Below are 19,993 nucleotides of genomic sequence, written 5' to 3' on the forward strand. Positions count from 1 at the left end.
CATTTACATCCACGTCGCCTGCCTCGGACTTGCAACCGGGTCCATCAACGACGTTGGAGGCACCGCACTCTATGACCACGATAGAAGCTCCGGCACAGCCGAAGCGGAAGACGCTGTACCGAGGCGACCCCGGAATGTGGTCGTGGGCGCTGCACCGGATCACCGGTGTCACCATCTTCTTCTTCCTCTTCGTGCACGTCTTGGACACCGCACTCGTTCGGGTCAGCCCCGATACCTACGACCACGCCATCGAGACCTACAAGAACCCCATCGTCGCGCTGATGGAGATGGGCCTTGTCGTCTGCGTGCTGTTCCACGCGCTCAACGGCGTACGCGTGATCCTGGTCGACTTCTGGGGCAAGGGCCCGAAGTACCAGAAGACGATGCTCTGGGTGATTCTCGCCATCTGGTTCCTGCTGGTGGTTCCGGCCGTCGGCCGCCAGTTCTTCTACCTGTTCACGGAGCACTGAAACGATGAGCGCACCTGTTCTCGGTAAGTCGTACGACCGGCCCGCGAGCCTGGATCTGCCCCGCTCGCCGCGTGCCCGCTCCAACAACAACTTCGAGAAGTACGCGTGGCTGTTCATGCGCTTCTCCGGCCTGCTGCTGATCGTGCTGGTCCTCGGCCACATGACGATCATGCTGCTGCTCGACGGCGGCGTGAAGCGGCTGAACTTCGCCTTCGTGGCCGGCCGCTGGTCCAGCCCGTTCTGGCAGTTCTGGGATCTGAGCATGCTCTGGCTGGCCCAGCTGCACGGCGGCAACGGCCTGCGCACGGTGATCGCGGACTACTCGCGCAAGGACTCGACCCGGTTCTGGCTGAACACCCTGCTGGCCATTTCGATGATTCTGATCGTGGGCGTCGGCACCTACGTCATCTTCACCTTCGACCCCAACATCAGTTAGGAACAGGCGAACTCCGATGAGCGAGCGCAGCGAACGAATCATCGACACAGCGTGTTTCACACATGCCGGAGCCGAGCGCAGCGAGGTGCAGGCATGAGTGAATCCCGGATTCAGGAGCACCGCTACGACGTCGTCATCGTCGGTGCCGGTGGCGCCGGTATGCGCGCGGCGATCGAGGCCGGTCCCCGGGCCCGCACCGCCGTTCTGACGAAGCTCTACCCGACCCGCAGCCATACCGGTGCTGCACAGGGTGGCATGTGCGCCGCGCTGGCCAATGTCGAAGAAGACAACTGGGAATGGCACACCTTCGACACCGTCAAGGGTGGTGACTACCTGGTCGACCAGGACGCCGCGGAGATCATGGCCAAGGAGGCCATCGACGCGGTGATGGACCTGGAGAAGATGGGCCTGCCGTTCAACCGCACGCCCGAGGGCAAGATCGACCAGCGGCGCTTCGGTGGTCACACCCGCGATCACGGCAAGGCCCCGGTCCGCCGCGCGTGCTACGCCGCCGACCGCACCGGCCACATGATCCTGCAGACGCTTTACCAGAACTGCGTCAAGCACGACGTGGAGTTCTTCAACGAGTTCTATGTGCTCGACCTGGTCATGTCCGAAACCGAGCGCGGTCCGGTCGCGACCGGTGTGGTCGCCTACGAGCTGGCCACCGGCGAACTGCACGTCTTCCACGCGAAGTCGATCATCTTCGCCACCGGCGGTTCCGGCCGGATGTACAAGACCACCTCGAACGCGCACACGCTGACCGGTGACGGTATGGCGATCGTGTTCCGCAAGGGTCTGCCGCTGGAGGACATGGAGTTCCACCAGTTCCACCCGACAGGCCTGGCCGGCCTGGGCATTCTGATCTCGGAGGCCGTCCGCGGTGAGGGCGGCATCCTGCGCAACGCCAGCGGTGAGCGCTTCATGGAGCGCTACGCCCCCACCATCAAGGACCTCGCGCCGCGTGACATCGTCGCCCGCTCGATGGTGCTCGAGGTGCTCGAGGGCCGCGGCGCCGGACCGAACAAGGACTACGTCTACATCGACGTGACCCACCTCGGCGAGGACGTGCTCGAGGAAAAGCTGCCCGACATCACCGAATTCGCGCGCACCTACCTGGGTGTGGACCCGGTGAAGGAACTGGTGCCGGTCATGCCGACCTGTCACTACGTGATGGGTGGCATCCCGACCCGGATCCGCGGCGAGGTGCTGCGCAACAACACCGATGTGGTGCCCGGCCTGTACGCCGCCGGCGAGTGCGCGTGCGTCTCGGTGCACGGCTCCAACCGTCTCGGCACCAACTCGCTGCTCGACATCAATGTCTTCGGCCGCCGCTCCGGCATCGCCGCCGCGGAGTACGCCCAGCGCACCGAGTTCGTCGAGATGCCGGAGAACCCGGCGCAGATGGTGCAGAACTGGCTGGCCATGCTGCTGTCCGAACACGGCAACGAGCGCGTCGCGGATATCCGCACCGAACTGCAGTACACGATGGATATGAACGCCGCGGTCTTCCGCACCGAGGACACCCTCAAGCAGGCGCTCACCGATATCCACGCGCTCAAGGAGCGCTACACCCGAATCACGGTGCAGGACAAGGGCAAGCGTTACAACAGCGACCTGCTCGAGGCCGTCGAGCTGGGCTTCCTGCTCGAGCTGGCCGAGGTCACCGTGGTGGGCGCGCTCAACCGCAAGGAATCGCGCGGCGGCCACGCCCGCGAGGACTACCCGGACCGCGACGACGTCAACTTCATGCGGCACACGATGGCCTACAAGGAGGGCGCGGAGCTCATCTCCGATATCCGCCTCGACTTCAAGCCGGTGGTGCAGACCCGCTACGAGCCGATGGAGCGTAAGTACTGATGACTGCCGTACTCGAAACACCCCCGCAGAAGGCCGCACCGGTGCCCGAGGGCTCGGTCATGGTCGACGTCAAGGTCGCCCGGTTCAACCCGGAGGACGACAAGGGCGCGCACTGGGAGACCTTCCAGGTGCCGGTCCTGCCGACCGACCGCTTCCTGAACGTGCTCATCTACATCAAGTCCTACCTGGACGGCACGCTCACCTTCCGGCGCTCGTGCGCGCACGGTGTCTGCGGTTCGGACGCCATGCGGATCAACGGCGTGAACCGGCTGGCCTGCAAGGTGCTGATGAAGGACATGCTGCCCAAGAGCGGCAAGTCCCTCACCATCACCGTCGAGCCGATCCGCGGCCTGCCCGTGGAGAAGGACCTCGTGGTCAACATGGAGCCGTTCTTCGACGCGTTCCGTGCCGTGAAGCCCTACCTGATCACCTCGGGTAACGAGCCCACCCGCGAGCGCATCCAGAGCCAGGCCGACCGCGCCCGGTTCGACGACACCACCAAGTGCATCCTGTGCGCCTGCTGCACCACCTCCTGCCCCGTGTACTGGAGCGATGGCAGCTACTTCGGCCCGGCCGCGATCGTGAACGCACACCGCTTCATCTTCGACAGCCGCGACGAAGGCGCCCGCGAACGCCTCGATATCCTCAACGACGTCGAAGGTGTCTGGCGCTGCCGCACCACCTTCAACTGCACCGACGCCTGCCCTCGCGGCATCGAGGTCACCAAGGCCATCCAGGAAGTCAAGCGCGCACTGCTGTTCGCCCGCTGACTCCTGGACCAACCTCACCGGCCCGAAAACCGAAGGCCGCCTACATCTTCGGATGCAGGCGGCCTTCGCTATTCGTGCGCTCATCGGCCGTGCCAACCAAAGGCCGTTCGCTCGTATCGAACACATCTGCATCCAGTCACCAGCTGCCTTTGTCGTCTGCGCAATAAACGGCGGTACGGATACGTTCCAGGGGGCATGAGTGGAGAGAAAGTAGAGGTAGTCGGCGTTCCCGCGCGCAATGCGTACGAGATCCGGCTCGATGGCACGACCGTCGGCGAGGAGCTGTATTTCGATGACGGTGTACATCGTGTCTTCTATGCGACAGAAGTCGATCCGGCCTTCGGCGGAAGGGGATTGGGCAGCATTCTGATCCACGACGCGCTCGCGGACACGGTGGCGAGCGGCCGCCGGATCGTGCCGGTGTGTCCGTTCGTGGTGCGGTGGGTCACCAGGCACGACGACTTCGCGGCGAGTGTCGACGAGCCGACACCCGCACTGCTGCATCGCATTCCGGCACTGCCCCGCTGACCACATCACCCACCGGACCGGTGCAGCGGTGCGGCACTGGCCCACCCGTCCCCCGCGATCACCACGTGGTCCAGGAAGCGCAGGCCGACGGTGCGGGCGGATTCCATGAGCAGCGTGGTCGCACGACGATCGTCGAAGCTGGGGACCGGGTCGCCGGAGGGGTGATTGTGCACGACCGCGAAGGCGCGACCGTCGTGGCGCAGCACGGTATTCAGGATTTCCCGGACCGGGACGGCGACCTGATCGATCGCCCCCTCGGCGACGAATACCTTGTGCCGCAAGCGATTCTGCGCATCGCACACCAGCACCAGCAGCCGTTCGACGCGGGCGCCCGCGAACAGCGGCAGCGCCACCCGGACGACGTCGGCGGCGCCGTCCAGGCGTGGGGCGGTCTCCGGACTGTTGCGCGCCCTGGTGCCGAGGTGGAAGGCGGCGATGATGGCCGCCGCCTTGGCATCCCCCACACCCGCACGCCGCGATAATTCCTCCGGCCGCGCGGCCGCCAGACCGGCGACGCCGCCGTGCTCGGCGATCAGTTCGGCGGCCATGTCCAGTGCGCTTTCACCGCGGCGACCTTGGCGCAGCAGCACGGCGAGCAATTCGCTGTCGCTGAGCGCGTGCGGACCGAGGGTGAGCAGCCGTTCGCGTGGACGTTGGCCGGATGGCAGTTTGGCGATGGGTACCGACATCAATCCCCCTCGAATCCGATGCGATCTCCGCATCATGCCAGCACCCACCGACAGGCCGGATGCGATGGCGACAATGGTCTGCGCACCGCGACCGGGTCGGGCAGACTGAGTGCGCAGGTCCAACCATGGGGGTCGAATGTTCAACTGGCGCAGGCGGAGTGCGCGTCACATCGGACTCGCCGCATTCTTTCTCGCGGCCGCCTGCAGTGCGCAGGCCCCATCCGAGCAGAGCCCGCACCTCGACGACACCCCGGGCATCGGCAAGTACTACCACCAAACGCTGGTGTGGGGTTCGTGCGACGGTTTCGAGAACGGCGCGAACCGCACCGGACTTGAATGCGCCCGCGTCACTGTTCCCATCGATTACGCCGAGCCCGATGGCAAAACCGCGCGCCTCGCGATCTCGCGGTTACGCGCACGCGGACAGAAGGTCGCCTCGATCCTCACCAACCCGGGCGGTCCCGGCGGTATCGGCCTGACGCGGCCCGCCGACCTCGCGCAGACACCGCTGGCGCAACGCTTCGATGTGATCGGCATCGATCTGCGCGGACTCGGCGCGTCGACGCCGAAGCTCGTTTGCAGTACGCCCGAGGAGTTGGCGGCCGAACGTGCCGGTCTGGCAGGGGAATACCTGCCCTTCTGGATGTCGCAGGCCGAACACAACAGCATGGAGCTGGCCGCGAAATGCGTGCAGCGCACCGGATTAGCGTTGCTGTCACATGTCGGGACTGCCGAATCAGCCGCCGACCTCGACATCGTCCGCACGGCACTCGGTGAGGAGAAGCTGACCTACTTCGGCGTTTCCTACGGCACCCGACTCGGCTCGACCTATGCCGAGATGTTCCCGGATCGGGTGCGTGCCATGGTCCTGGACGGCGCGGCCGATCCGGCCACCGATATCGCCGATCCGGTGATCGTCTATGCCGGTATGCAGCGGGCTTTCGACGCGTACGCCGCCGACTGCGTCAAAACGCCGGACTGTCCGATCGGCACCGATCCGGTCAAGGCGTCCGAGCGCATGGCGGCATTGCTGCGGCCGCTGGCCGACCGCCCCGCCACCACGAACGACGGTCGCGGCCTCGGCTATTCGGACGCGACGACCGGGGTGATCTCGACCATGTACACCTCGAAGGCGTGGCCGGTGCTGACCCGCGGCCTCACCGAACTGACCAAGGGCCACGGCGATATCCTGCTCGCACTGGCCGACAGCTATCTCGCGCCCGAGTCGGTGGACACCGGATACAGAACCGCCGTGAGCTGCCTCGACGACCGGCGGATCATCGATCGAGCGAGCGCGCTCGAACTGGCACGGCGGGTCCGCGCCGCTGCCCCGGCGTTCGACAGCGGCCGCGCGGCCGATTGGGTTCCGTTCGACGCCTGCACCTTCTGGCCCGTTCCACCGACCAGCCGCCCGCATACCCCGACAGTTGCCGGCCTGCCGAAGTTGGTGGTCGTCTCCTCCACCGGCGATCCGGTCACGCCGTACCAGGGCGCGACGAATCTCGCCCGCGCGCTGGGTGCCACGTTGGTCACTTATGAAGGCATCCAACATGGTTCGTTCCTGGACGGCGTCGAATGCGTCGACGTACCGGTCCTGAAGTACCTGATCGAGCTGACCCCGCCCCAGGAAGGGCTGCGCTGCCCGGCGCGGTGAGCGAGATCAGCCGTCGGCAACCGCGATCTCGGGTCCGGGCAGAGGGGACAGCACACCGGCAGCCAATCGCTGCAGTTGGTGAAGTTGCCGCTCGTGCACGACGATTCGGCGCAGCGCCTCGTTGATGGTGGCGCTGCTCGTCGACGTACCCATGATGGCGGCCGCGGCGGCGAGCAGTTTCTGGTCGAGATCGATCCGCACGGATTTCATGCGCCCTCCTTCGTACATTCGCCATATTGCTTTATCCGGTCCGCTCATGTGTGGCAAATCGGGCACAACGTCGGAATTCACATTTGACTAATTACCCTACGGGGGTATAGTTCCCGACATGGAGCACGAGCACGGAACGCCCGTCGAACACCACGAACATGCCGGGCATACAGCACATTCCGCGCATGCGGCAGCCGCCGGGCATACTCAGCACGCAAACACCGAGCATCGGGCTCCGGCGTCCTGGCAGATGGCCGCCCAGGCCACCCTGCACTGCCTCACCGGCTGCGCGATCGGCGAAATCCTCGGCATGGTGATCGGCACGGCACTCGGCTGGAACAACACCTCGACCATGGTGCTGGCGATCGTGCTCGCCTTCTTCTTCGGCTACGCGCTGACCATGCGCGGCGTACTGAAGGCGGGTCTGCCGCTGGCCGCCGCCATCACCACCGCGCTGGCCGCCGATACGGTCTCGATCACGGTCATGGAAATCGTCGACAATGCCGTCATCCTCGCCGTGCCCGGCGCCATGGACGCACACCTGGACACGGTCATGTTCTGGGCGACGCTCGCCTTCTCCCTGGTGGTGGCCTTCATCCTCACCACGCCGGTCAACAAATGGATGATCGGCCGCGGCAAAGGCCACGCGGTGGTGCACGAATTGCACGGTCACCACTGAACAGCTCGCCGCCGCAGGAGGCGGTCCGCTGCCGGTCATCACGCGAACAAGCCCGTCCAGCTATACAGTTTGACCAGCTGGGCGGGCTTTTGTTGTCGCAAAGACCCCGCGGTGCTTGCATCGACGTATGTTCACCGAAGCTCGGCTGTACTCGCCGGTGACCCGATCCGGCGATGGCGATGTCATGGTGCACCTGAGCGACGAGCACCCCGGCGTGCACGATCCCGATTACCGCGACCGCCGCAATGCGATCGCCGCGCTCGCGCTGGATTACGCACCGGGTAAACCCGCGCCACAGATCGACTACACCGATGAGGAACAACAGGTGTGGCGCATCGTGTCGGCCGAACTCGCACGCAAACACCAGAAGTACGCCGCCACCGAGGTGCTCGCGGCCGCGGCTCGGCTCAACTTGCCGAGCGATCACATTCCACAGCTCGACGAGGTTTCCGCGGCACTGGTCCCGCTGACCGGATTCCGCTATGCGCCGGCCGCCGGCCTGGTGCCGCTGCGCGAATTCTTCGGGTCCTTCGCCGACCGCACCTTCCACTCCACCCAGTACATCCGGCACCATTCGGCCCCGCTGTACACCCCGGAACCCGACGCCATCCACGAGATCATTGGGCACGCCAATCAGATAGCCAGCCCGCGTTTCGCCGCCATCTACGAGGCGGTCGGCGCGGCCGTCGCCCGGCTGACCACCGATACGGCGCTCAAGTTCCTCGCCGATGTCTTCTGGTTCTCCATGGAGTTCGGCGTGGTCCGGGAGAACGGCCAAATCCGTTGCTACGGAGCCGGATTGCTGTCCTCCTACGGCGAGATCGAGGAGTTCCAGCACGCCGAGCTGCGACCGCTGGACGTGGCGACCATGGGCACCGCCGTCTACGACATCACGCACTACCAACCGATTCTGTATTGCGCACAGTCGATTTCGGAGATCGAGGATGTGATCGGCGGCTTCTTCGCCAGCATGGACGACGATTCGCCACGCCGGGTACTGCACACGGCGGGTAGAATGTGACACATCATCGTTTAAAACTCGAAAGTTGCTGGGAGACATAGCGTTCGGCAAATTCAGACCTGCCGCGACAACCGACCGACCGGCTGTTAGCCTGCCTCGCGTCCGATCTCTTCGAAGGGGCGAGAGCCGAAATGACAGCTGATACCACAGATTCCACAACCGAGACCCCGCTGTGGCTACAGGGCCGGGACGCGGTGGTCGCCGCGACGCCGGCCCAGGATTGGCGCAACGGCGCGCCCGATTACCACCTGACCAGGCAAACCGTGCCGCGCGAGCGCACCACCGAGCACGCGGCGGGCTCGCTCGAGGCCGTCGTCGAGGACCTGGTGCGGGTCTTCGAAATGGAGGTCTCGCACAAGAAGGACCCGGCGACCTGGGTTTCGCTGGTGGCCGAGCACTACCGAGGCCGGGTCAACGGCGGGCCTTGGCAGGACGCCGAGGAATTCGCCAGGATCGGCAGCTACAACATCCTGATCGGCGATAACCCGTACTACGAGGTCGAGCAGGAGACCTTCGAGTCCTCCCACGAGACCTTCCACACCGCCTTCCCGAACGGCTTCTTCTGGGAGGTGCTCGAGGTGCTGGCCGGACCGCCCGCGGTCACCTTCCGCTGGCGGCACTGGGGCCGCTACGACGGCGAGTACAAGGGCAACCAGCCCACTGGCGCATTGATCGAGATGTTCGGCGTGACGATCGCCAGGGTCAGCGACGACCTGCGCATTCTCGAGCTCGAGCACTTCTACGACAACAACAAATTGCTCGGCCCATTGGCACACGGGTGTCCGGTTACCAAGTCCGCCTAGGATTTCGGCCGCTCGGCAGCACTACTGCTTGCCGAGCGGTAACCCCGCCTCCAGGAAATCCAGTGCGCGATTGAGGTTCTCGGCATTCAACGGGTTGAACCTGGCGATGCCGAGCGCGACTCCCGCGATGGCACCTGCGGTCACGCGTATCTCGAAATCGTCCGCATCCCGGCCCATCTGGTCGGCGAGCAGGCCCGCCATCAGGTCGATGCCGCGTTGCAGTTCCAATCCGATGGCCGCGCGCAACTCAGGGACGTGATAAAGCAGCGCCTGACGTTCCTGTTCGAACGCCAGCTCGGCTGCGGGCAGATTCGCGAACACCCCCGCGACCGCATTGCGGAACGCCGTCATCGGCGGGATGTCGTGTGGCTGGGCTCGTATCGCGTCGATCATCAGTGGATCGAGATCGTCGGCGAGCACCAGCTGTTCCTTGGTGGGGAAATAGCGGAAGAAGGTGCTGGGCGATACCTCGGCCGCCGCGGCGATCTGCTCGATGGTGGTCTCGGTATAGCCCTGCTCACGGAAGAGCCGGAACGCTTCTTCGCGAATCGTCCGGCGGGTCCGTTCCTTCTTCCGCTCGCGCAGGCTCTGCGCGGCCGTCCCGTCCGCGGGCAGCTCAACCGACATGAGTCGATTCTGACCCATCGACCGGCGCCAGCGTGTCCGGTATCGCCTCCTCGTGTTGCGGTACGGCCGTGGGCCGCCCCGGCAGCACCCGCAGTGCGAGCGGCGCCGCCACCGCGCAGAGAGCCGCACACACCCACAGCATCGCGCTCATGCCGCCGACGAACGCGGACTGCACCTGCTCCAGCATCGCCGCATTGCCGGTCGACTTCGCAACCGCCACACCGGCATTCACGCTGTCGCGAATCGGATCGACATTCAATGCGCCGAGATCGCCGCGGTACACGGTAGCCAGGACGGTGCCGAGCACCGCCACCGCGATGGTGCCCGCCGCCTGACGCAGCGCCTGCACCAGTGCCGAGCCGACGCCCGCACGGGCCACTTCGAGATTGTCCAGCGCGACCGCCATACCGGCTGGCAGTCCGAGGCCCATGCCCGCGCCGGTCAACCCGACCCATACGGCCACGAACCAGTACGAGGTCCCCACTTCGGTCAGCCCGCCCAAGCCCAGGCCGACCGCGAGCACCGTCAGGCCGAGTCCCACCATCAGCGCCGGTCCCAGTTTCGGCTGCAAGCGATCACCCAGTCGCGATCCGATCAGCAGTCCGCCGATCAACGGCAGCAGGCGCACGCCGCTGCCGAGCGCATCCGCGCCGAGGACCGCCTGAAAGTACTGCGGCACAGTGAAGAACAGGCCGAACAAGCCGAAGGTGATGATCACGGTGAACGCCGCGCCCCAGCGAAAGCCGGGGCTGCCGAACAGGCCCAGATCGACCAGCGGGAAGCTCGCGCGCCGCTGCCACGCGATGAAGACCGCGACGGCCACGACGCCACCGAGCAGCGCACCCCAGCCGAGCCCATTGCCCCAACCCTTGTCACCGAGCCGGATGAATCCATAGGTGACGCCGACCATGCCGAGAATCGACAGTGCGACGCCCGGCAGATCCATCGGCCGCTGATCGGGGTTCCGCGACTCCGGCACCAGGACCGCGATGGCCAGCACGCCGAGCACCACCATAGGGACATTGATCAGGAATACCGAACCCCACCAGAAGTTGTCGATCAGCCAGCCGCCGAGGATCGGACCGAGCGGCAGTCCCAGTGCGGTCGAGGTGACCCAGATGTTCATCGCCTTGGCCCGCTGCGCCGAATCCGGGAACAGCACCGGCAGCACCGCCATCGATAGCGGGATCATGACCGCCGCCGCGATGCCGAGCACCACCCGCGCCGCGATGAGTTGACCGGCGGTTGTGGCGAAGGCGCAGGCCAGCGACGCCGCCCCGAACAGCACCAGCGCGCCGAGCAGCAGCTTTTTGCGGCCGTAGCGGTCGCCGAGCGCGCCCGCGGGCAGCATCACGGCCGCGAGCGCCAGTGTGTACGCGGTGCTGAACCACTGCAGCGCGCCGGTGTTCGCGTTCAGGTCGACGGCGAGGGTGGGCAGCGCCACGGTCAGCACGGTCATATCCAGGCCGATGGTCAGCATTGCCAAGGCCAACGCCCCCAGCGCCAACCAGCGGCGAGTCGAATCTGTCTGCATAGCCCCTCCAGAAAATGATAGTTACAACTTTTTGATAGTAGCTCTCATTTAGTAGTACCTGTCAATACTTGGCGCATCCGTGTCTCATGACGGCCCACCGCGCGGCCGGTCAGTAGGCTCGCAGCCGATGAGCACCCGGGATCTTCGCCTCCTCGTCGCACGCTGCCTCGGTTCTGCACTGGCCATTACGGCCGCGACCTGGGGCCCTGTCGCGACCGTCTCGCACGCGACGCCGCCGACCACCACCACGACGCCGTTCAGCACCCCGAATACCGACAGCTGCCCGCAGAAGACGAAGCCGCCCAATCCGATCGACGAATCCGAGGTCCCCGAACCCGGACAGCCGACACCGACCCCGCTGGCCGTGCCGATTCCACCGGTCGGCGGCTCACGCCTGGGTGAATGCGGCGTCGTCATCCCGCGCGGCGCACCGCCGGTGCCGCAGGAGATTTCCGCCACGGCCTGGCAGATTTCGGACCTCGATACCGGTGAGGTGCTCGCCGCCAAGGACCCGCACGGGCGCTACCGGCCCGCCAGCACGATCAAGGTGCTGCTCGCGACCGTCGCGCTGCGCAGCCTCGACCTGAACAAGACCGTCACCGGAACCCAGGACGACGCGAACGCCGACGGCACCCGCGTCGGCATCGGCCCCGGCGGCCGCTACACCAACCGACAGCTCATGCAGGCACTGATCATGGCGTCGGGCAACGATGCCGCGCATGCCATCGCCACCCAGCTCGGCGGCGACGCCGCCACGGTGCAGAAGATGAACGATCTGGCAAAGTCGTTGTACGCCTTGGACACTCGCACCGCCAGCCCGTCCGGCCTGGACGGCCCCGGTATGAGCACCTCGGCCTACGACCTGACGGTGCTGTTCCGCGAGGCCATGACGATTCCCTTGTTCGCCGAATTCATCCACACCGAGCAAATCGATTTCCCCGGCTACCCCAAGGACCCGAAAAACCCTGACGACAAAGACCATCCGGGCTTCCCCATCGCCAACGACAACCACCTGCTCTACGAATACGACGGTGCGCTCGGCGGCAAGACCGGTTACACCGACGACGCCAGGCAGACCTTCGTCGCCGCCGCCCAACGCGACGGCCGCAGACTCGTCGTAACGCTGCTGAAAGCCGATGTGCTGCCGATACGTCCGTGGGAACAGGCCGCGCGCCTACTCGACTACGGTTTCGCCCTGCCGAAGAACTCCACCGTCGGCAAGCTCCCGGAAACCAAGTCCGCATCCACGAAAGGCACTGCGGGACTTGCCTCCCCACCCCCGAAAGACACCGACCACGCGGCCCAGCCCACCGATTCCGACAACCACGCGGGCATCCGCGCGCTATTGCTGGTAGGCGGCGTCATCCTGGTCCTCGCGCTCCTACTCGGAGCGCGCCGCATGAGCCGCCACCGATAGCGCACCGCACACACCTTCAGCAATTCTGATGCACCGGTGTGTGCCATGATCGTCGGCATGGGGATTCTCGGTCGTGGGTGGCGCCGGTTCAAGGGACTTGTGTGGGTCGAGTCGAGCGGGCCACGGTATCACGGCGCTTCGGATGATCCTCGGTATCCGTCCCCGCGCGAGCTGCGCGGCAACGCGGCGGCGTTCTTCGATATCGCGCTGCACGCCGGAGCTACGATCGCGGTCGCGAAAACCACCGTATCGGGACTGGGGATGGTCATCCTCGTCTTCGCGGCGACCTATGCGGCGCTGTCGTTCGCGCATACGGTAATCGTGCAGCGCGTCACCCACGCGACCATCGGCAAAGCGCTGTTCGGCTTGGTGGTCATCCGCGGGCAGGACGGCGGGTGGCCGACTTTCGCCGATCTGGTGCGCGGCTACTTTTGGCGCGGATTCGCCACGGCCTTCTGCTTCTTCGACGACAACGACCTACCGGACTACGACCTCCATGAACCCGCCCGAGTCACCGTGCGGCGGCGCGATGTGCGGGCATTGTCGCCCGAGATCCGGCGGGCTCCGGTCGAATCCTTTCCGGTCGCCGCCCCCGACTACGGCATTCCCTTGGCGCAGCCATACCCGCCTGCTACCTACCCGGCCCACGGCCCGACACCGGCCATCCCGCCCGGTGCCCACCAACCGCACGGCCTACAGCAGCACCCGTATCCGCCAGGAAGCCACCGGCCGAACCCGTATCCGGCGGGCACCCAAGAGTATCCATCGCAGTATTCCCCGAATCCGGCCACACCCAATAGCTATCAGCCCCAGCCTGGACCGGCGTACTCGACGAATCACGCGCCGCCGCAGGGCTATCGCCCGAACAGCAACCAGCCGCCGCACCACTTTCCGCCCCACACACGCTGACACCGCATCCGGACACCCACCTCTCACCAAACTCCCCATCCCACCAGCCAAATCAACCGCCCGCGGCTTCTAACACCGCACGATGCTCCCAAATCCCGGAGCACTGATAGCTGGACGGATGATCACAATGCGCTGGTGGCGGCAAATGCGAGAAAACCCCGCCACCAACGCATTCTCGAGGCACAGCAGGCGCGATTGCATGAGGCAAGGTTCGTTTTCCAGTCGTAATCGGCTGGTACACAACAGGATTCAGCTCCGTGTCGACCAAAACTCGACCTGCGGAGGAACTTTCCGCTGGTGATGACCTGGCGTCGCGGCAGTTCTCGGACAGTCCACTCGCTGCGCCGACAGGTGGTGGCCTCGCCCGCCTTACCGATGAGGCCCGTGCCCGGATCCTGGGCCGGATGCTCGACGTGAAGTATTCTTACGGCGATTCACGAGGGGGGTGACCGCGATGGCATGGTGGACTGCCGACTCGGCGGGACGGCGCGCGAAGTGGCAGGGCTCGGCGCCGAAATCCACGGCTTCCACGCTCTACTGCCGACGGCCACTACCCCCACTGCGCCGAGAAGTGCACCCCGGCACCGGAATCCGGCCCGGGTACTCACCTCCTACCGCCAGGTCGAGTTCGCGCATCGATCGGCCAGCGTAGACGCGCGTCCGACACGCCACCCCAGCCGGAAGCGAACGGGATTGCGCCGGCACGCGCGGTTCTCGCCACATCAACAGAAAGTCAAAGAATGACATACGAATTCAAGGTCGCCCCAGACGATATCGACAAGGCGGCCGACCAGCTGGCGGAAATCGCTGTGGGAAGCGCAAAGGCGGTCGAGTACGCCAAGAATTATCTCGATCTGGAAAGCAATGCCGGTTTGGCCCTGAAACCTCTCATCGGCGTCCTTCAAGAAGCCTGCGCCGAACTGGCGGTGAATTACACACGGCTCGGCTCCAAGACGAGCGAATCCGCCACGGAGTTGAAGAACGCCGCGAACATGTACCGAACAGTCGACAAGGCACGGGCCGAAGCGCTCGACAAGACCTACCCGACAAAGGCTGGAAAATGACAGACCTCACTACCGCGTCAGATCCGACTGAGAAGCTGGTCGAACCGCAGGTGGAGGCCTGGTTGTCGACCGGAGGAAATATGGTCGACTTCGTCCTGGGAAACGCGTACAGCGTTACCTATTACCTGAATCTCATCGTCTCGTTGACCGGATGGAACCCGATCGAAGACGTGCAGAAGTATTTCGGAGGAGATTGGCAGGAGCTGCTCGAGTCCGCCAAGGCGGTAGAGAATCTGGCCGCTTACAACACCGCCTACGGTGACGCCATCGAAGCAGCGATGAAGAATGTCGAGTCATCATGGCAGGGCAATGCGGCCAGCAGCGCGAACGATTACTTCTCCAAACTGACGACGGCCCTCGACGGGCAGGTCGACCCTCTGACAGAGATTTCCAACGCTGTCGCCGCCTTCGCGTGGGCATCGTTCGGCATCGCGCAGACCGTCCAGGCGGGAATACTGGAACTCGGCGACCGTGTCGTTCAGTGGGTTCTGACGCAAGCCGCCGCAGCTGCTGCCGCGGCGAGCGGCGTCGGCGCCTCGGCCGCAGTCGCACTCGAGGTCGTCTGCAATGCCATCCTCCTCGCGATGACACTCAATGTTGTGAAACAAATCAAGAACCTCGGAGCCCTGCTGGCTGCCGCACAAGCAGCGCTCGGCACGATCACGGCATTCATCGGAACCGCGATGGAATTCCAGATCCCCAGTCTCGGCGGAACCTACGACCATCCTGGAGTGAACTGATGAATCGCGAGGAACCGATGCTGGATCTCGCGGGCGGCGACGTCGGCATGTCACGTCACCTTGCGAAGGCTCTGAATATCATTGCCGGCAGCCCGGGCCTCGCCCCGGATCTGAAGACGCAAATGCAGGAGATCCTGCAAGGGAAGGGCACCATCCGCGATCTCGTGCACAGCGAGTCGTTCGCGCGTCTCGGCGACGCGGTCATCCCCAAGGCGCTAGCGGATTTCGCGGCGACATCGCCCGAGGAAATCCAGCGAAAAGCCGAACTGGGAAACGCGATCCTCGAAAGTTACCGGAACCAGGATCCCGAAACTGCGCCACCCGCAGAGCCATCTCCGAGTTCGCCCGCGCAATCACCGACCAGCACTTCCCAGGAAGCTCCGTCCACGTCGGCCCCGAACGTCGCAAGTAGCGGCGACCGCCCTGCGGGTCATGTGATTCCAGGGACTCGAAAGCCCAATCGCGACCGGATCGTCACACCCGACGACCTGGACGACGACGATCTGTACTTCCAGGACCGCAACCAACGCGGATGGCTCGAGTGAGGCGACCTCGCCTGGCCGGTGACTGCTACCGCCCCAATAGTGGTGACGGCTTCGAGGCGAACCCATTACCGCCGACTCCGCTCGTGTATCAGCGGCCATTCACGCATGAGGACGACGTGACGATCCGGCTGCGTCGGTGTCGGGACGCCTTGCCGAATACCGGATCGCTGTGGCGGAAAACGCCCCGGCGGCTACGCGTCGAACCACTCGAACTGGAAATTGCGCAGCCTCTGCCCGCCTTATGTCCCGAGCACGGTCGTCCGGCGGTGTCGCAAAGCCATGTGCGGGCCTGCTTCTACGACACAGATCGACATCCGCGGTTTCATCGCACAGTCAGAGAACGAGACCTCGGCAAGAACTTGTTCACCGGAGGCGTGGTACCGGTCGCGCCTGTTTCGACGATCCTCGTCGGCGAGTGGCCCGTCTGTGACCGATGCGTCCGCACTGCACGGCGGTACCGCTGGGCCGCTCGCTCGCTGCTGTGGTTGATGGCCGCCAATCTCGTCGCTGTGGTGATAGTAAGCGTGGCGAATGTCGAACCCTTGCTCATCCCACTGGTACTCGCACTGTTTCCGGGTTCGATTCCGCTGGGGCTGATGGTGGTCCTGCACCTGTTCAAGAAGAGTGCCCAGCGGGTGACGTACCGCCCCATATATGACGAGAGGTTCGCCTTCGTCCAAGCTCATCCCCGCTTCCGTGCGGCGATAGAACAAGATCCGCGCTATCGTCCTTCGCTCGACAAAGAGCCTGGCACGCCATAACAATCGACTGTCTCGGCCCCGCCGGGGACGGTCGCGTCCGACATCGTGTAACGACCTTTCCGCCGCTTCGCTCGAGTCGTGGGCTCCTGCCAGGCTGTCCTGACAATGCGCGGCTCTTCTCCGTCGATTGGCCGCCCAGTTTCAACATCCAGTGATTTGGCAGCGCCCCTCGGTACTCGAGCGGCGGATCAGGGGATGGGTTGTGCCAGGCGGGTGATTTCGCGGCGGATTGTGGGCTGGTCGCAGGGGGTGATGTGGAATTCGTTGTATTGGTGGCGGCAGTGGTAGCGGCCGTCGCCGTCGATGTCGAACCAGTTCAGGTATTCGGGTGGGGCCGGATGGGAATCGCGTAGGCCGCGAAGGATTTCCACGGTTCCGGAACCGGAACGCGGGGCGCGTAGCAGGCGGTAGATACGGTCGGACGCTGTTTCTTCGAGGCCGGTCCAGGACTCGAGATTGTCGACCAGGCGTTGGGTATCCTCGGCCACGGCCGGATGCCGTCCGGGCGGCACGTCGCCGAGCACCGCTGTAAATACGGCGGGCACGATCGCGGCGGTGCCGACCTCGAGCACTACATTGCCGCCGAACTCGGGGGTGGGGCCCGGCCGTTGCACCAGGGTGACGCCGATATCGGCGTCGATCGCGCCGAACGCGCGCAGCGGGCGTCGCCGAGTTCCGGTGAGTGTCAATGCGATTCGCGGATCTGCCGCCACCCGCAAGGCGGCCGAGAGGTCCGGGTTGGCGTGCAGCGGCATGCGACGGTCCAATTCGCGGGTGAGCTGGTCGAATTCGTCCTCCCAGCGAACCGAGGCGATCAGGCGCAAGGGAAAGGGGTAGCGATCCGACCGCGTCTCGCGCCAGATGTGCATGAACTCATCGGGCGTGAACTCGAACTTCACCCGCGCTCACCGCTCGGGTGGGCCGAGGGCGCGTCGGCCCCGATCGACGGGGGAACCGCCGGATCGTCCGCGCCGACCAGTTCTTCGTACTGGCCGATCAGGTAGTCGGGAACCTTGCGGTTCGACTCGTCCTCCCCTGATTTGCGTCCCGCGCCGGGCGACCCCATGCCCGACATACCGTTCCGGCCAATGCTGGCCGCGCTGGTCGTGGCGGTGGAAATCGTTGCCGCGCTGGCGTTTCCGGTCGTCGGCACACCGGCGACACTGCGTCCTGGACTCGGTGTGGTGCTGCCGGGTCCGGATGTGCCGCCCGGTCCGGATGTGCCGAGGCCGCCCGCATGTCCCGAGGTCGTCGGAGTGGTGGTTGTTGCGGCGGGCGAGGTGGCCGTGGTGCTCGCGGCTGTCGTCGGGGACTGCGCCTGTTGTCCGGCAGTGGAATTCGAGTCGAGACCCGCAGGGTTCACCGTGCCCTGATCGGTCCCCGATGTCCCCGATCCGTTCGACTCACCGCTGTTACCGCCGGTGTTTCCGGTGCCGGATCCGGTGGTGCCGCCATTGCTGCCCCCGCTACTGCCGCCCGGCCCGCTAACGCCCTCGTTGCCCCCGCCGCCCGGCGACGTGACCGGCACGAATGTCGGAACTCCTGACCCGGCGGGACCGTAGGACGGTTTGTAGTTATTGTTCATGGTGTCGATCGCCGTGCGATGCAACGCCTCGATGCCGCGCTGATAGGCGACCTCCTGGCTGTCACCGTCCCCGACCAGGCCCGCGCCGACCGCGGAAATAATGACCTGCGCGGGGTCGAGCGAGGTCGCCGAACCCCTGCTCCCCTGCGCCGCGGACGGTGGCGGCACCGTCATCTTCACCACTTCGGCGGCTGACGCCACGCCCTTTATCCGGTGTCCGCAGGCATTGATCACCTGCTCGACATCACTGGCCTGCCGATAGAACGTCTGCGCCGCAGCGAGAGCCGCATCGGCCATGGCTCCCTCGATGCCCGAGGACAACGCCTTCTGAATCGCGAGATTCGCGCCGAACAGCCCACCGCTCAGCGCGGTGGCGATGCTGATCCAGGTATCGGCCTGATGATGCATGACGCCCGGCATCATCTCCTGTGCGTGGGTGTAGATCTCCTCATGCGTGATGCCCTCGAACTGTTCCATCCGGGTGATGTACGCCGAATCCTGGCCGTCGGCAGAGAGTTTCGCCTCGTACTGCTGCACACCCTGCTGCTGACCGCGCGCAAGCGTGCTCGGCTCGGCGGTGTCGGGCTTGCGGCTCGAATCGAATGCACCGAGGGCTGAGGGAACATTGTTGATATCGAGAGGGCCGGTCATGGTTAGTTGTCCTTGCCGATCTCCGGCTCGATGGTGGAGGCGATGTCGGTGATGCCATCGCAGGGGTTGAGGTCTCGGGGGGCGCGGTCGGTGAGATCGACTGCTATCTGCACGAAACCCGCCTTGGTCTGGACATCAACCTGGCAACTCCGCTTCATGGACGTGGCGGGGTCGTGGACCAACAGGGCTTGGCGTCCGTTCACAGTGATCGGCTCGCTGTATGTGCCGACCTTCGCGAGGTCTTCCGCCCAAGTCGCGTTTCCTGAGTTCAATTGCAGATTTCGCAAAGTTGAGCGAAAGTCGCAGGTGAGGAAGCTGTACTCGGCCACGAGGTCGTCGCCACGTGCCCGGGATGCGGGATCGAATCCAGCTCGTCGAGCTGTGTCATCGCTGATCCATGTACACGGGTCGAAGACGACCTTGGGGCGTCCCGTGCCGGCTGTGTACTGGTTATCCTGCGACGGCGGTTGAAACTTTGGGTTGGTCAATGTCGGCCGCACTGATTGTGTCGCGGTCGACGTGGTTTGACCTGAATCGGCCGGGTGCTGTGTGGCGTCGCTGCCGGACGAACAGCTCACCGCGACTGGTGCGATCGTTATCGCAAATAGTGCCAGCCAAGTTTTGCGGGTTCCCCTCATGAAGACTGCACCTCCGAGGTAGCGGTACTGACCGATCGCGCATACACGGCGTCGGCTTCCTCTACTAGCTGACCAGCACGCAGGTAAGCCGCCGCCATCTTCAATGCGGCCTCTTTCATCCCGTTGAGAGCATCCGTCATCTGCACAGCCTTGCGCGAAAACCCGTCTTGAAGCTGCTTGGCCGACTCGAACCCACCGAAGCCTTCGAGCCGCTGCAAACGAATCGAACGATTTATCTCTGGATCGAGCGTCGTCTCAACAAACCTGGTGTAGACCTCGGCGCACCGCCGCGCGGCGTCGGCCTCCATCCGAAATGTTCCCCCAGTGGCTTGCTGATACAGCGCATTTGCGGCCGACTCACCCACTTCCATCGACTGCCCTCCCTCAGTGCCCGTCCGATCA

23 protein-coding genes are annotated in these 19,993 nt (G+C 65.0%); 15 read left to right on the plus strand and 8 right to left on the minus strand.

Annotated features, from left to right (window positions below; all coding sequences use genetic code 11):
* Window positions 1-71: 71 nt before the first annotated feature.
* The 5 genes from sdhC to ACQPYR_RS38535 all read left to right on the plus strand — a co-directional run bounded on the left by sdhC (window position 72) and on the right by ACQPYR_RS38535 (window position 4,064).
* Window positions 72-470: a succinate dehydrogenase, cytochrome b556 subunit gene (gene sdhC, locus ACQPYR_RS38515; RefSeq protein WP_433624366.1), complete on the plus strand. Its 399-nt coding sequence runs from the start codon at window positions 72-74 to the stop codon at window positions 468-470.
* 4 nt (window positions 471-474) lie between these two features.
* The gene (locus ACQPYR_RS38520) at window positions 475-906 is read left to right on the plus strand and encodes a succinate dehydrogenase hydrophobic membrane anchor subunit (protein ID WP_040686830.1); all 432 of its coding nucleotides are present in this window, start codon (window positions 475-477) and stop codon (window positions 904-906) included.
* Window positions 907-999: 93 nt separating this feature from the next.
* The gene (gene sdhA, locus ACQPYR_RS38525) at window positions 1,000-2,766 is read left to right on the plus strand and encodes a succinate dehydrogenase flavoprotein subunit (protein WP_433624369.1); all 1,767 of its coding nucleotides are present in this window, start codon (window positions 1,000-1,002) and stop codon (window positions 2,764-2,766) included.
* Window positions 2,766-3,536, plus strand: coding sequence for a succinate dehydrogenase iron-sulfur subunit (locus tag ACQPYR_RS38530; RefSeq protein ID WP_364346493.1), 771 nt, complete (start codon window positions 2,766-2,768; stop codon window positions 3,534-3,536). Before sdhA ends, ACQPYR_RS38530 begins: the two co-directional genes overlap by 1 nt.
* A 195-nt stretch (window positions 3,537-3,731) precedes the next feature.
* Window positions 3,732-4,064 carry a GNAT family N-acetyltransferase gene (locus ACQPYR_RS38535; RefSeq protein WP_433624371.1) on the plus strand — a complete coding sequence of 111 codons (333 nt, stop codon included), beginning with the start codon at window positions 3,732-3,734 and terminating at the stop codon, window positions 4,062-4,064.
* Between the two features lie 5 nt (window positions 4,065-4,069).
* Here the strand turns inward: ACQPYR_RS38535 and ACQPYR_RS38540 are convergent, their stop codons facing one another.
* Complete coding sequence (locus tag ACQPYR_RS38540) at window positions 4,070-4,753, minus strand: JAB domain-containing protein (RefSeq protein ID WP_433624373.1); 684 nt, start codon at window positions 4,751-4,753, stop codon at window positions 4,070-4,072.
* A 136-nt stretch (window positions 4,754-4,889) separates the two neighbouring features.
* Here ACQPYR_RS38540 and ACQPYR_RS38545 point away from each other — a divergent pair, with 136 nt between their 5' ends.
* Complete coding sequence (locus ACQPYR_RS38545) at window positions 4,890-6,407, plus strand: alpha/beta hydrolase (protein WP_433624375.1); 1,518 nt, start codon at window positions 4,890-4,892, stop codon at window positions 6,405-6,407.
* A gap of 6 nt (window positions 6,408-6,413) precedes the next feature.
* On the opposite strand, the gene ACQPYR_RS38550 is transcribed toward ACQPYR_RS38545, so the two are convergent.
* On the minus strand, window positions 6,414-6,617 hold the full coding sequence (locus ACQPYR_RS38550) for a type II toxin-antitoxin system VapB family antitoxin (protein ID WP_063038892.1): 204 nt from the start codon (window positions 6,615-6,617) through the stop codon (window positions 6,414-6,416).
* A gap of 118 nt (window positions 6,618-6,735) precedes the next feature.
* Here ACQPYR_RS38550 and ACQPYR_RS38555 point away from each other — a divergent pair, with 118 nt between their 5' ends.
* The 3 genes from ACQPYR_RS38555 to ACQPYR_RS38565 all read left to right on the plus strand — a co-directional run bounded on the left by ACQPYR_RS38555 (window position 6,736) and on the right by ACQPYR_RS38565 (window position 9,120).
* Complete coding sequence (locus tag ACQPYR_RS38555) at window positions 6,736-7,296, plus strand: DUF4396 domain-containing protein (RefSeq protein ID WP_433624377.1); 561 nt, start codon at window positions 6,736-6,738, stop codon at window positions 7,294-7,296.
* A gap of 127 nt (window positions 7,297-7,423) precedes the next feature.
* Entirely contained in the window at window positions 7,424-8,317 is an 894-nt protein-coding gene (locus ACQPYR_RS38560) for a phenylalanine 4-monooxygenase (RefSeq protein ID WP_433624379.1), read from the plus strand.
* 131 nt (window positions 8,318-8,448) lie between these two features.
* Complete coding sequence (locus tag ACQPYR_RS38565) at window positions 8,449-9,120, plus strand: ester cyclase (protein WP_433624381.1); 672 nt, start codon at window positions 8,449-8,451, stop codon at window positions 9,118-9,120.
* 21 nt (window positions 9,121-9,141) lie between these two features.
* Here ACQPYR_RS38565 and ACQPYR_RS38570 read toward each other — a convergent pair whose 3' ends face one another.
* Both ACQPYR_RS38570 and ACQPYR_RS38575 read right to left on the minus strand, forming a co-directional pair.
* Window positions 9,142-9,747, minus strand: coding sequence for a TetR family transcriptional regulator (locus ACQPYR_RS38570; protein ID WP_433523005.1), 606 nt, complete (start codon window positions 9,745-9,747; stop codon window positions 9,142-9,144).
* On the minus strand, window positions 9,737-11,281 hold the full coding sequence (locus ACQPYR_RS38575) for an MFS transporter (protein WP_433624383.1): 1,545 nt from the start codon (window positions 11,279-11,281) through the stop codon (window positions 9,737-9,739). The genes ACQPYR_RS38570 and ACQPYR_RS38575 overlap by 11 nt, the downstream gene beginning before the upstream one ends.
* 127 nt (window positions 11,282-11,408) lie before the next feature.
* Here ACQPYR_RS38575 and ACQPYR_RS38580 point away from each other — a divergent pair, with 127 nt between their 5' ends.
* From ACQPYR_RS38580 to ACQPYR_RS38605, 6 genes are all read left to right on the plus strand, one after another.
* A complete protein-coding gene (locus tag ACQPYR_RS38580; protein ID WP_433624385.1) occupies window positions 11,409-12,698 on the plus strand; it encodes a D-alanyl-D-alanine carboxypeptidase family protein in 1,290 nt (429 codons plus the stop codon).
* Between the two features lie 57 nt (window positions 12,699-12,755).
* Window positions 12,756-13,607, plus strand: coding sequence for a hypothetical protein (locus ACQPYR_RS38585; RefSeq protein ID WP_433624387.1), 852 nt, complete (start codon window positions 12,756-12,758; stop codon window positions 13,605-13,607).
* A 740-nt stretch (window positions 13,608-14,347) separates the two neighbouring features.
* Complete coding sequence (locus ACQPYR_RS38590; RefSeq protein ID WP_433624389.1) at window positions 14,348-14,671, plus strand: type VII secretion target; 324 nt, start codon at window positions 14,348-14,350, stop codon at window positions 14,669-14,671.
* Window positions 14,672-14,751: 80 nt separating this feature from the next.
* Window positions 14,752-15,411 (plus strand): WXG100 family type VII secretion target, encoded by a 660-nt coding sequence (locus ACQPYR_RS38595; RefSeq protein WP_433624391.1) that lies wholly within the window; start codon window positions 14,752-14,754, stop codon window positions 15,409-15,411.
* Complete coding sequence (locus ACQPYR_RS38600) at window positions 15,411-15,956, plus strand: hypothetical protein (RefSeq protein ID WP_433624393.1); 546 nt, start codon at window positions 15,411-15,413, stop codon at window positions 15,954-15,956. Before ACQPYR_RS38595 ends, ACQPYR_RS38600 begins: the two co-directional genes overlap by 1 nt.
* A 488-nt stretch (window positions 15,957-16,444) precedes the next feature.
* Window positions 16,445-16,717, plus strand: a complete 273-nt coding sequence (locus tag ACQPYR_RS38605; protein ID WP_433624395.1) for a hypothetical protein — start codon at window positions 16,445-16,447, stop codon at window positions 16,715-16,717.
* Between the two features lie 188 nt (window positions 16,718-16,905).
* On the opposite strand, the gene ACQPYR_RS38610 is transcribed toward ACQPYR_RS38605, so the two are convergent.
* The 4 genes from ACQPYR_RS38610 to ACQPYR_RS38625 are packed head-to-tail and all read right to left on the minus strand — an operon-like array spanning window position 16,906 to window position 19,962.
* A complete protein-coding gene (locus ACQPYR_RS38610; protein ID WP_433624397.1) occupies window positions 16,906-17,616 on the minus strand; it encodes an ESX secretion-associated protein EspG in 711 nt (236 codons plus the stop codon).
* Window positions 17,613-18,953, minus strand: a complete 1,341-nt coding sequence (locus tag ACQPYR_RS38615; protein ID WP_433624399.1) for a hypothetical protein — start codon at window positions 18,951-18,953, stop codon at window positions 17,613-17,615. Before ACQPYR_RS38615 ends, ACQPYR_RS38610 begins: the two co-directional genes overlap by 4 nt.
* Window positions 18,954-18,955: 2 nt before the next feature.
* Window positions 18,956-19,591: a DUF3558 domain-containing protein gene (locus ACQPYR_RS38620; protein ID WP_433624401.1), complete on the minus strand. Its 636-nt coding sequence runs from the start codon at window positions 19,589-19,591 to the stop codon at window positions 18,956-18,958.
* Window positions 19,588-19,962 (minus strand): hypothetical protein, encoded by a 375-nt coding sequence (locus ACQPYR_RS38625; protein ID WP_433624403.1) that lies wholly within the window; start codon window positions 19,960-19,962, stop codon window positions 19,588-19,590. Before ACQPYR_RS38625 ends, ACQPYR_RS38620 begins: the two co-directional genes overlap by 4 nt.
* Between the last annotated feature and the right edge of the window lie 31 nt (window positions 19,963-19,993).

The sequence above is a fragment of the Nocardia sp. CA-120079 genome, assembly GCF_050955745.1.
Taxonomy (GTDB): domain Bacteria; phylum Actinomycetota; class Actinomycetes; order Mycobacteriales; family Mycobacteriaceae; genus Nocardia.

What these genes read in the sequence shown, in the direction of transcription:
- ACQPYR_RS38565 (WP_433624381.1), top strand. Translation starts at nt 8,449, where the DNA reads ATGACAGCTGATACCACAGATTCCACAACCGAGACCCCGCTGTGGCTA.
- ACQPYR_RS38625 (WP_433624403.1), bottom strand. Translation starts at nt 19,962, where the DNA reads ATGGAAGTGGGTGAGTCGGCCGCAAATGCGCTGTATCAGCAAGCCACT.
- ACQPYR_RS38550 (WP_063038892.1), bottom strand. Translation starts at nt 6,617, where the DNA reads ATGAAATCCGTGCGGATCGATCTCGACCAGAAACTGCTCGCCGCCGCG.
- sdhA (WP_433624369.1), top strand. Translation starts at nt 1,000, where the DNA reads ATGAGTGAATCCCGGATTCAGGAGCACCGCTACGACGTCGTCATCGTC.
- ACQPYR_RS38595 (WP_433624391.1), top strand. Translation starts at nt 14,752, where the DNA reads ATGGTCGACTTCGTCCTGGGAAACGCGTACAGCGTTACCTATTACCTG.
- ACQPYR_RS38620 (WP_433624401.1), bottom strand. Translation starts at nt 19,591, where the DNA reads ATGAGGGGAACCCGCAAAACTTGGCTGGCACTATTTGCGATAACGATC.
- ACQPYR_RS38520 (WP_040686830.1), top strand. Translation starts at nt 475, where the DNA reads ATGAGCGCACCTGTTCTCGGTAAGTCGTACGACCGGCCCGCGAGCCTG.
- ACQPYR_RS38535 (WP_433624371.1), top strand. Translation starts at nt 3,732, where the DNA reads ATGAGTGGAGAGAAAGTAGAGGTAGTCGGCGTTCCCGCGCGCAATGCG.
- sdhC (WP_433624366.1), top strand. Translation starts at nt 72, where the DNA reads ATGACCACGATAGAAGCTCCGGCACAGCCGAAGCGGAAGACGCTGTAC.
- ACQPYR_RS38575 (WP_433624383.1), bottom strand. Translation starts at nt 11,281, where the DNA reads ATGCAGACAGATTCGACTCGCCGCTGGTTGGCGCTGGGGGCGTTGGCC.
- ACQPYR_RS38540 (WP_433624373.1), bottom strand. Translation starts at nt 4,753, where the DNA reads ATGTCGGTACCCATCGCCAAACTGCCATCCGGCCAACGTCCACGCGAA.
- ACQPYR_RS38570 (WP_433523005.1), bottom strand. Translation starts at nt 9,747, where the DNA reads ATGTCGGTTGAGCTGCCCGCGGACGGGACGGCCGCGCAGAGCCTGCGC.
- ACQPYR_RS38555 (WP_433624377.1), top strand. Translation starts at nt 6,736, where the DNA reads ATGGAGCACGAGCACGGAACGCCCGTCGAACACCACGAACATGCCGGG.
- ACQPYR_RS38580 (WP_433624385.1), top strand. Translation starts at nt 11,409, where the DNA reads ATGAGCACCCGGGATCTTCGCCTCCTCGTCGCACGCTGCCTCGGTTCT.
- ACQPYR_RS38585 (WP_433624387.1), top strand. Translation starts at nt 12,756, where the DNA reads ATGGGGATTCTCGGTCGTGGGTGGCGCCGGTTCAAGGGACTTGTGTGG.
- ACQPYR_RS38600 (WP_433624393.1), top strand. Translation starts at nt 15,411, where the DNA reads ATGAATCGCGAGGAACCGATGCTGGATCTCGCGGGCGGCGACGTCGGC.
- ACQPYR_RS38545 (WP_433624375.1), top strand. Translation starts at nt 4,890, where the DNA reads ATGTTCAACTGGCGCAGGCGGAGTGCGCGTCACATCGGACTCGCCGCA.
- ACQPYR_RS38605 (WP_433624395.1), top strand. Translation starts at nt 16,445, where the DNA reads ATGGCCGCCAATCTCGTCGCTGTGGTGATAGTAAGCGTGGCGAATGTC.
- ACQPYR_RS38590 (WP_433624389.1), top strand. Translation starts at nt 14,348, where the DNA reads ATGACATACGAATTCAAGGTCGCCCCAGACGATATCGACAAGGCGGCC.
- ACQPYR_RS38530 (WP_364346493.1), top strand. Translation starts at nt 2,766, where the DNA reads ATGACTGCCGTACTCGAAACACCCCCGCAGAAGGCCGCACCGGTGCCC.
- ACQPYR_RS38615 (WP_433624399.1), bottom strand. Translation starts at nt 18,953, where the DNA reads ATGACCGGCCCTCTCGATATCAACAATGTTCCCTCAGCCCTCGGTGCA.
- ACQPYR_RS38560 (WP_433624379.1), top strand. Translation starts at nt 7,424, where the DNA reads ATGTTCACCGAAGCTCGGCTGTACTCGCCGGTGACCCGATCCGGCGAT.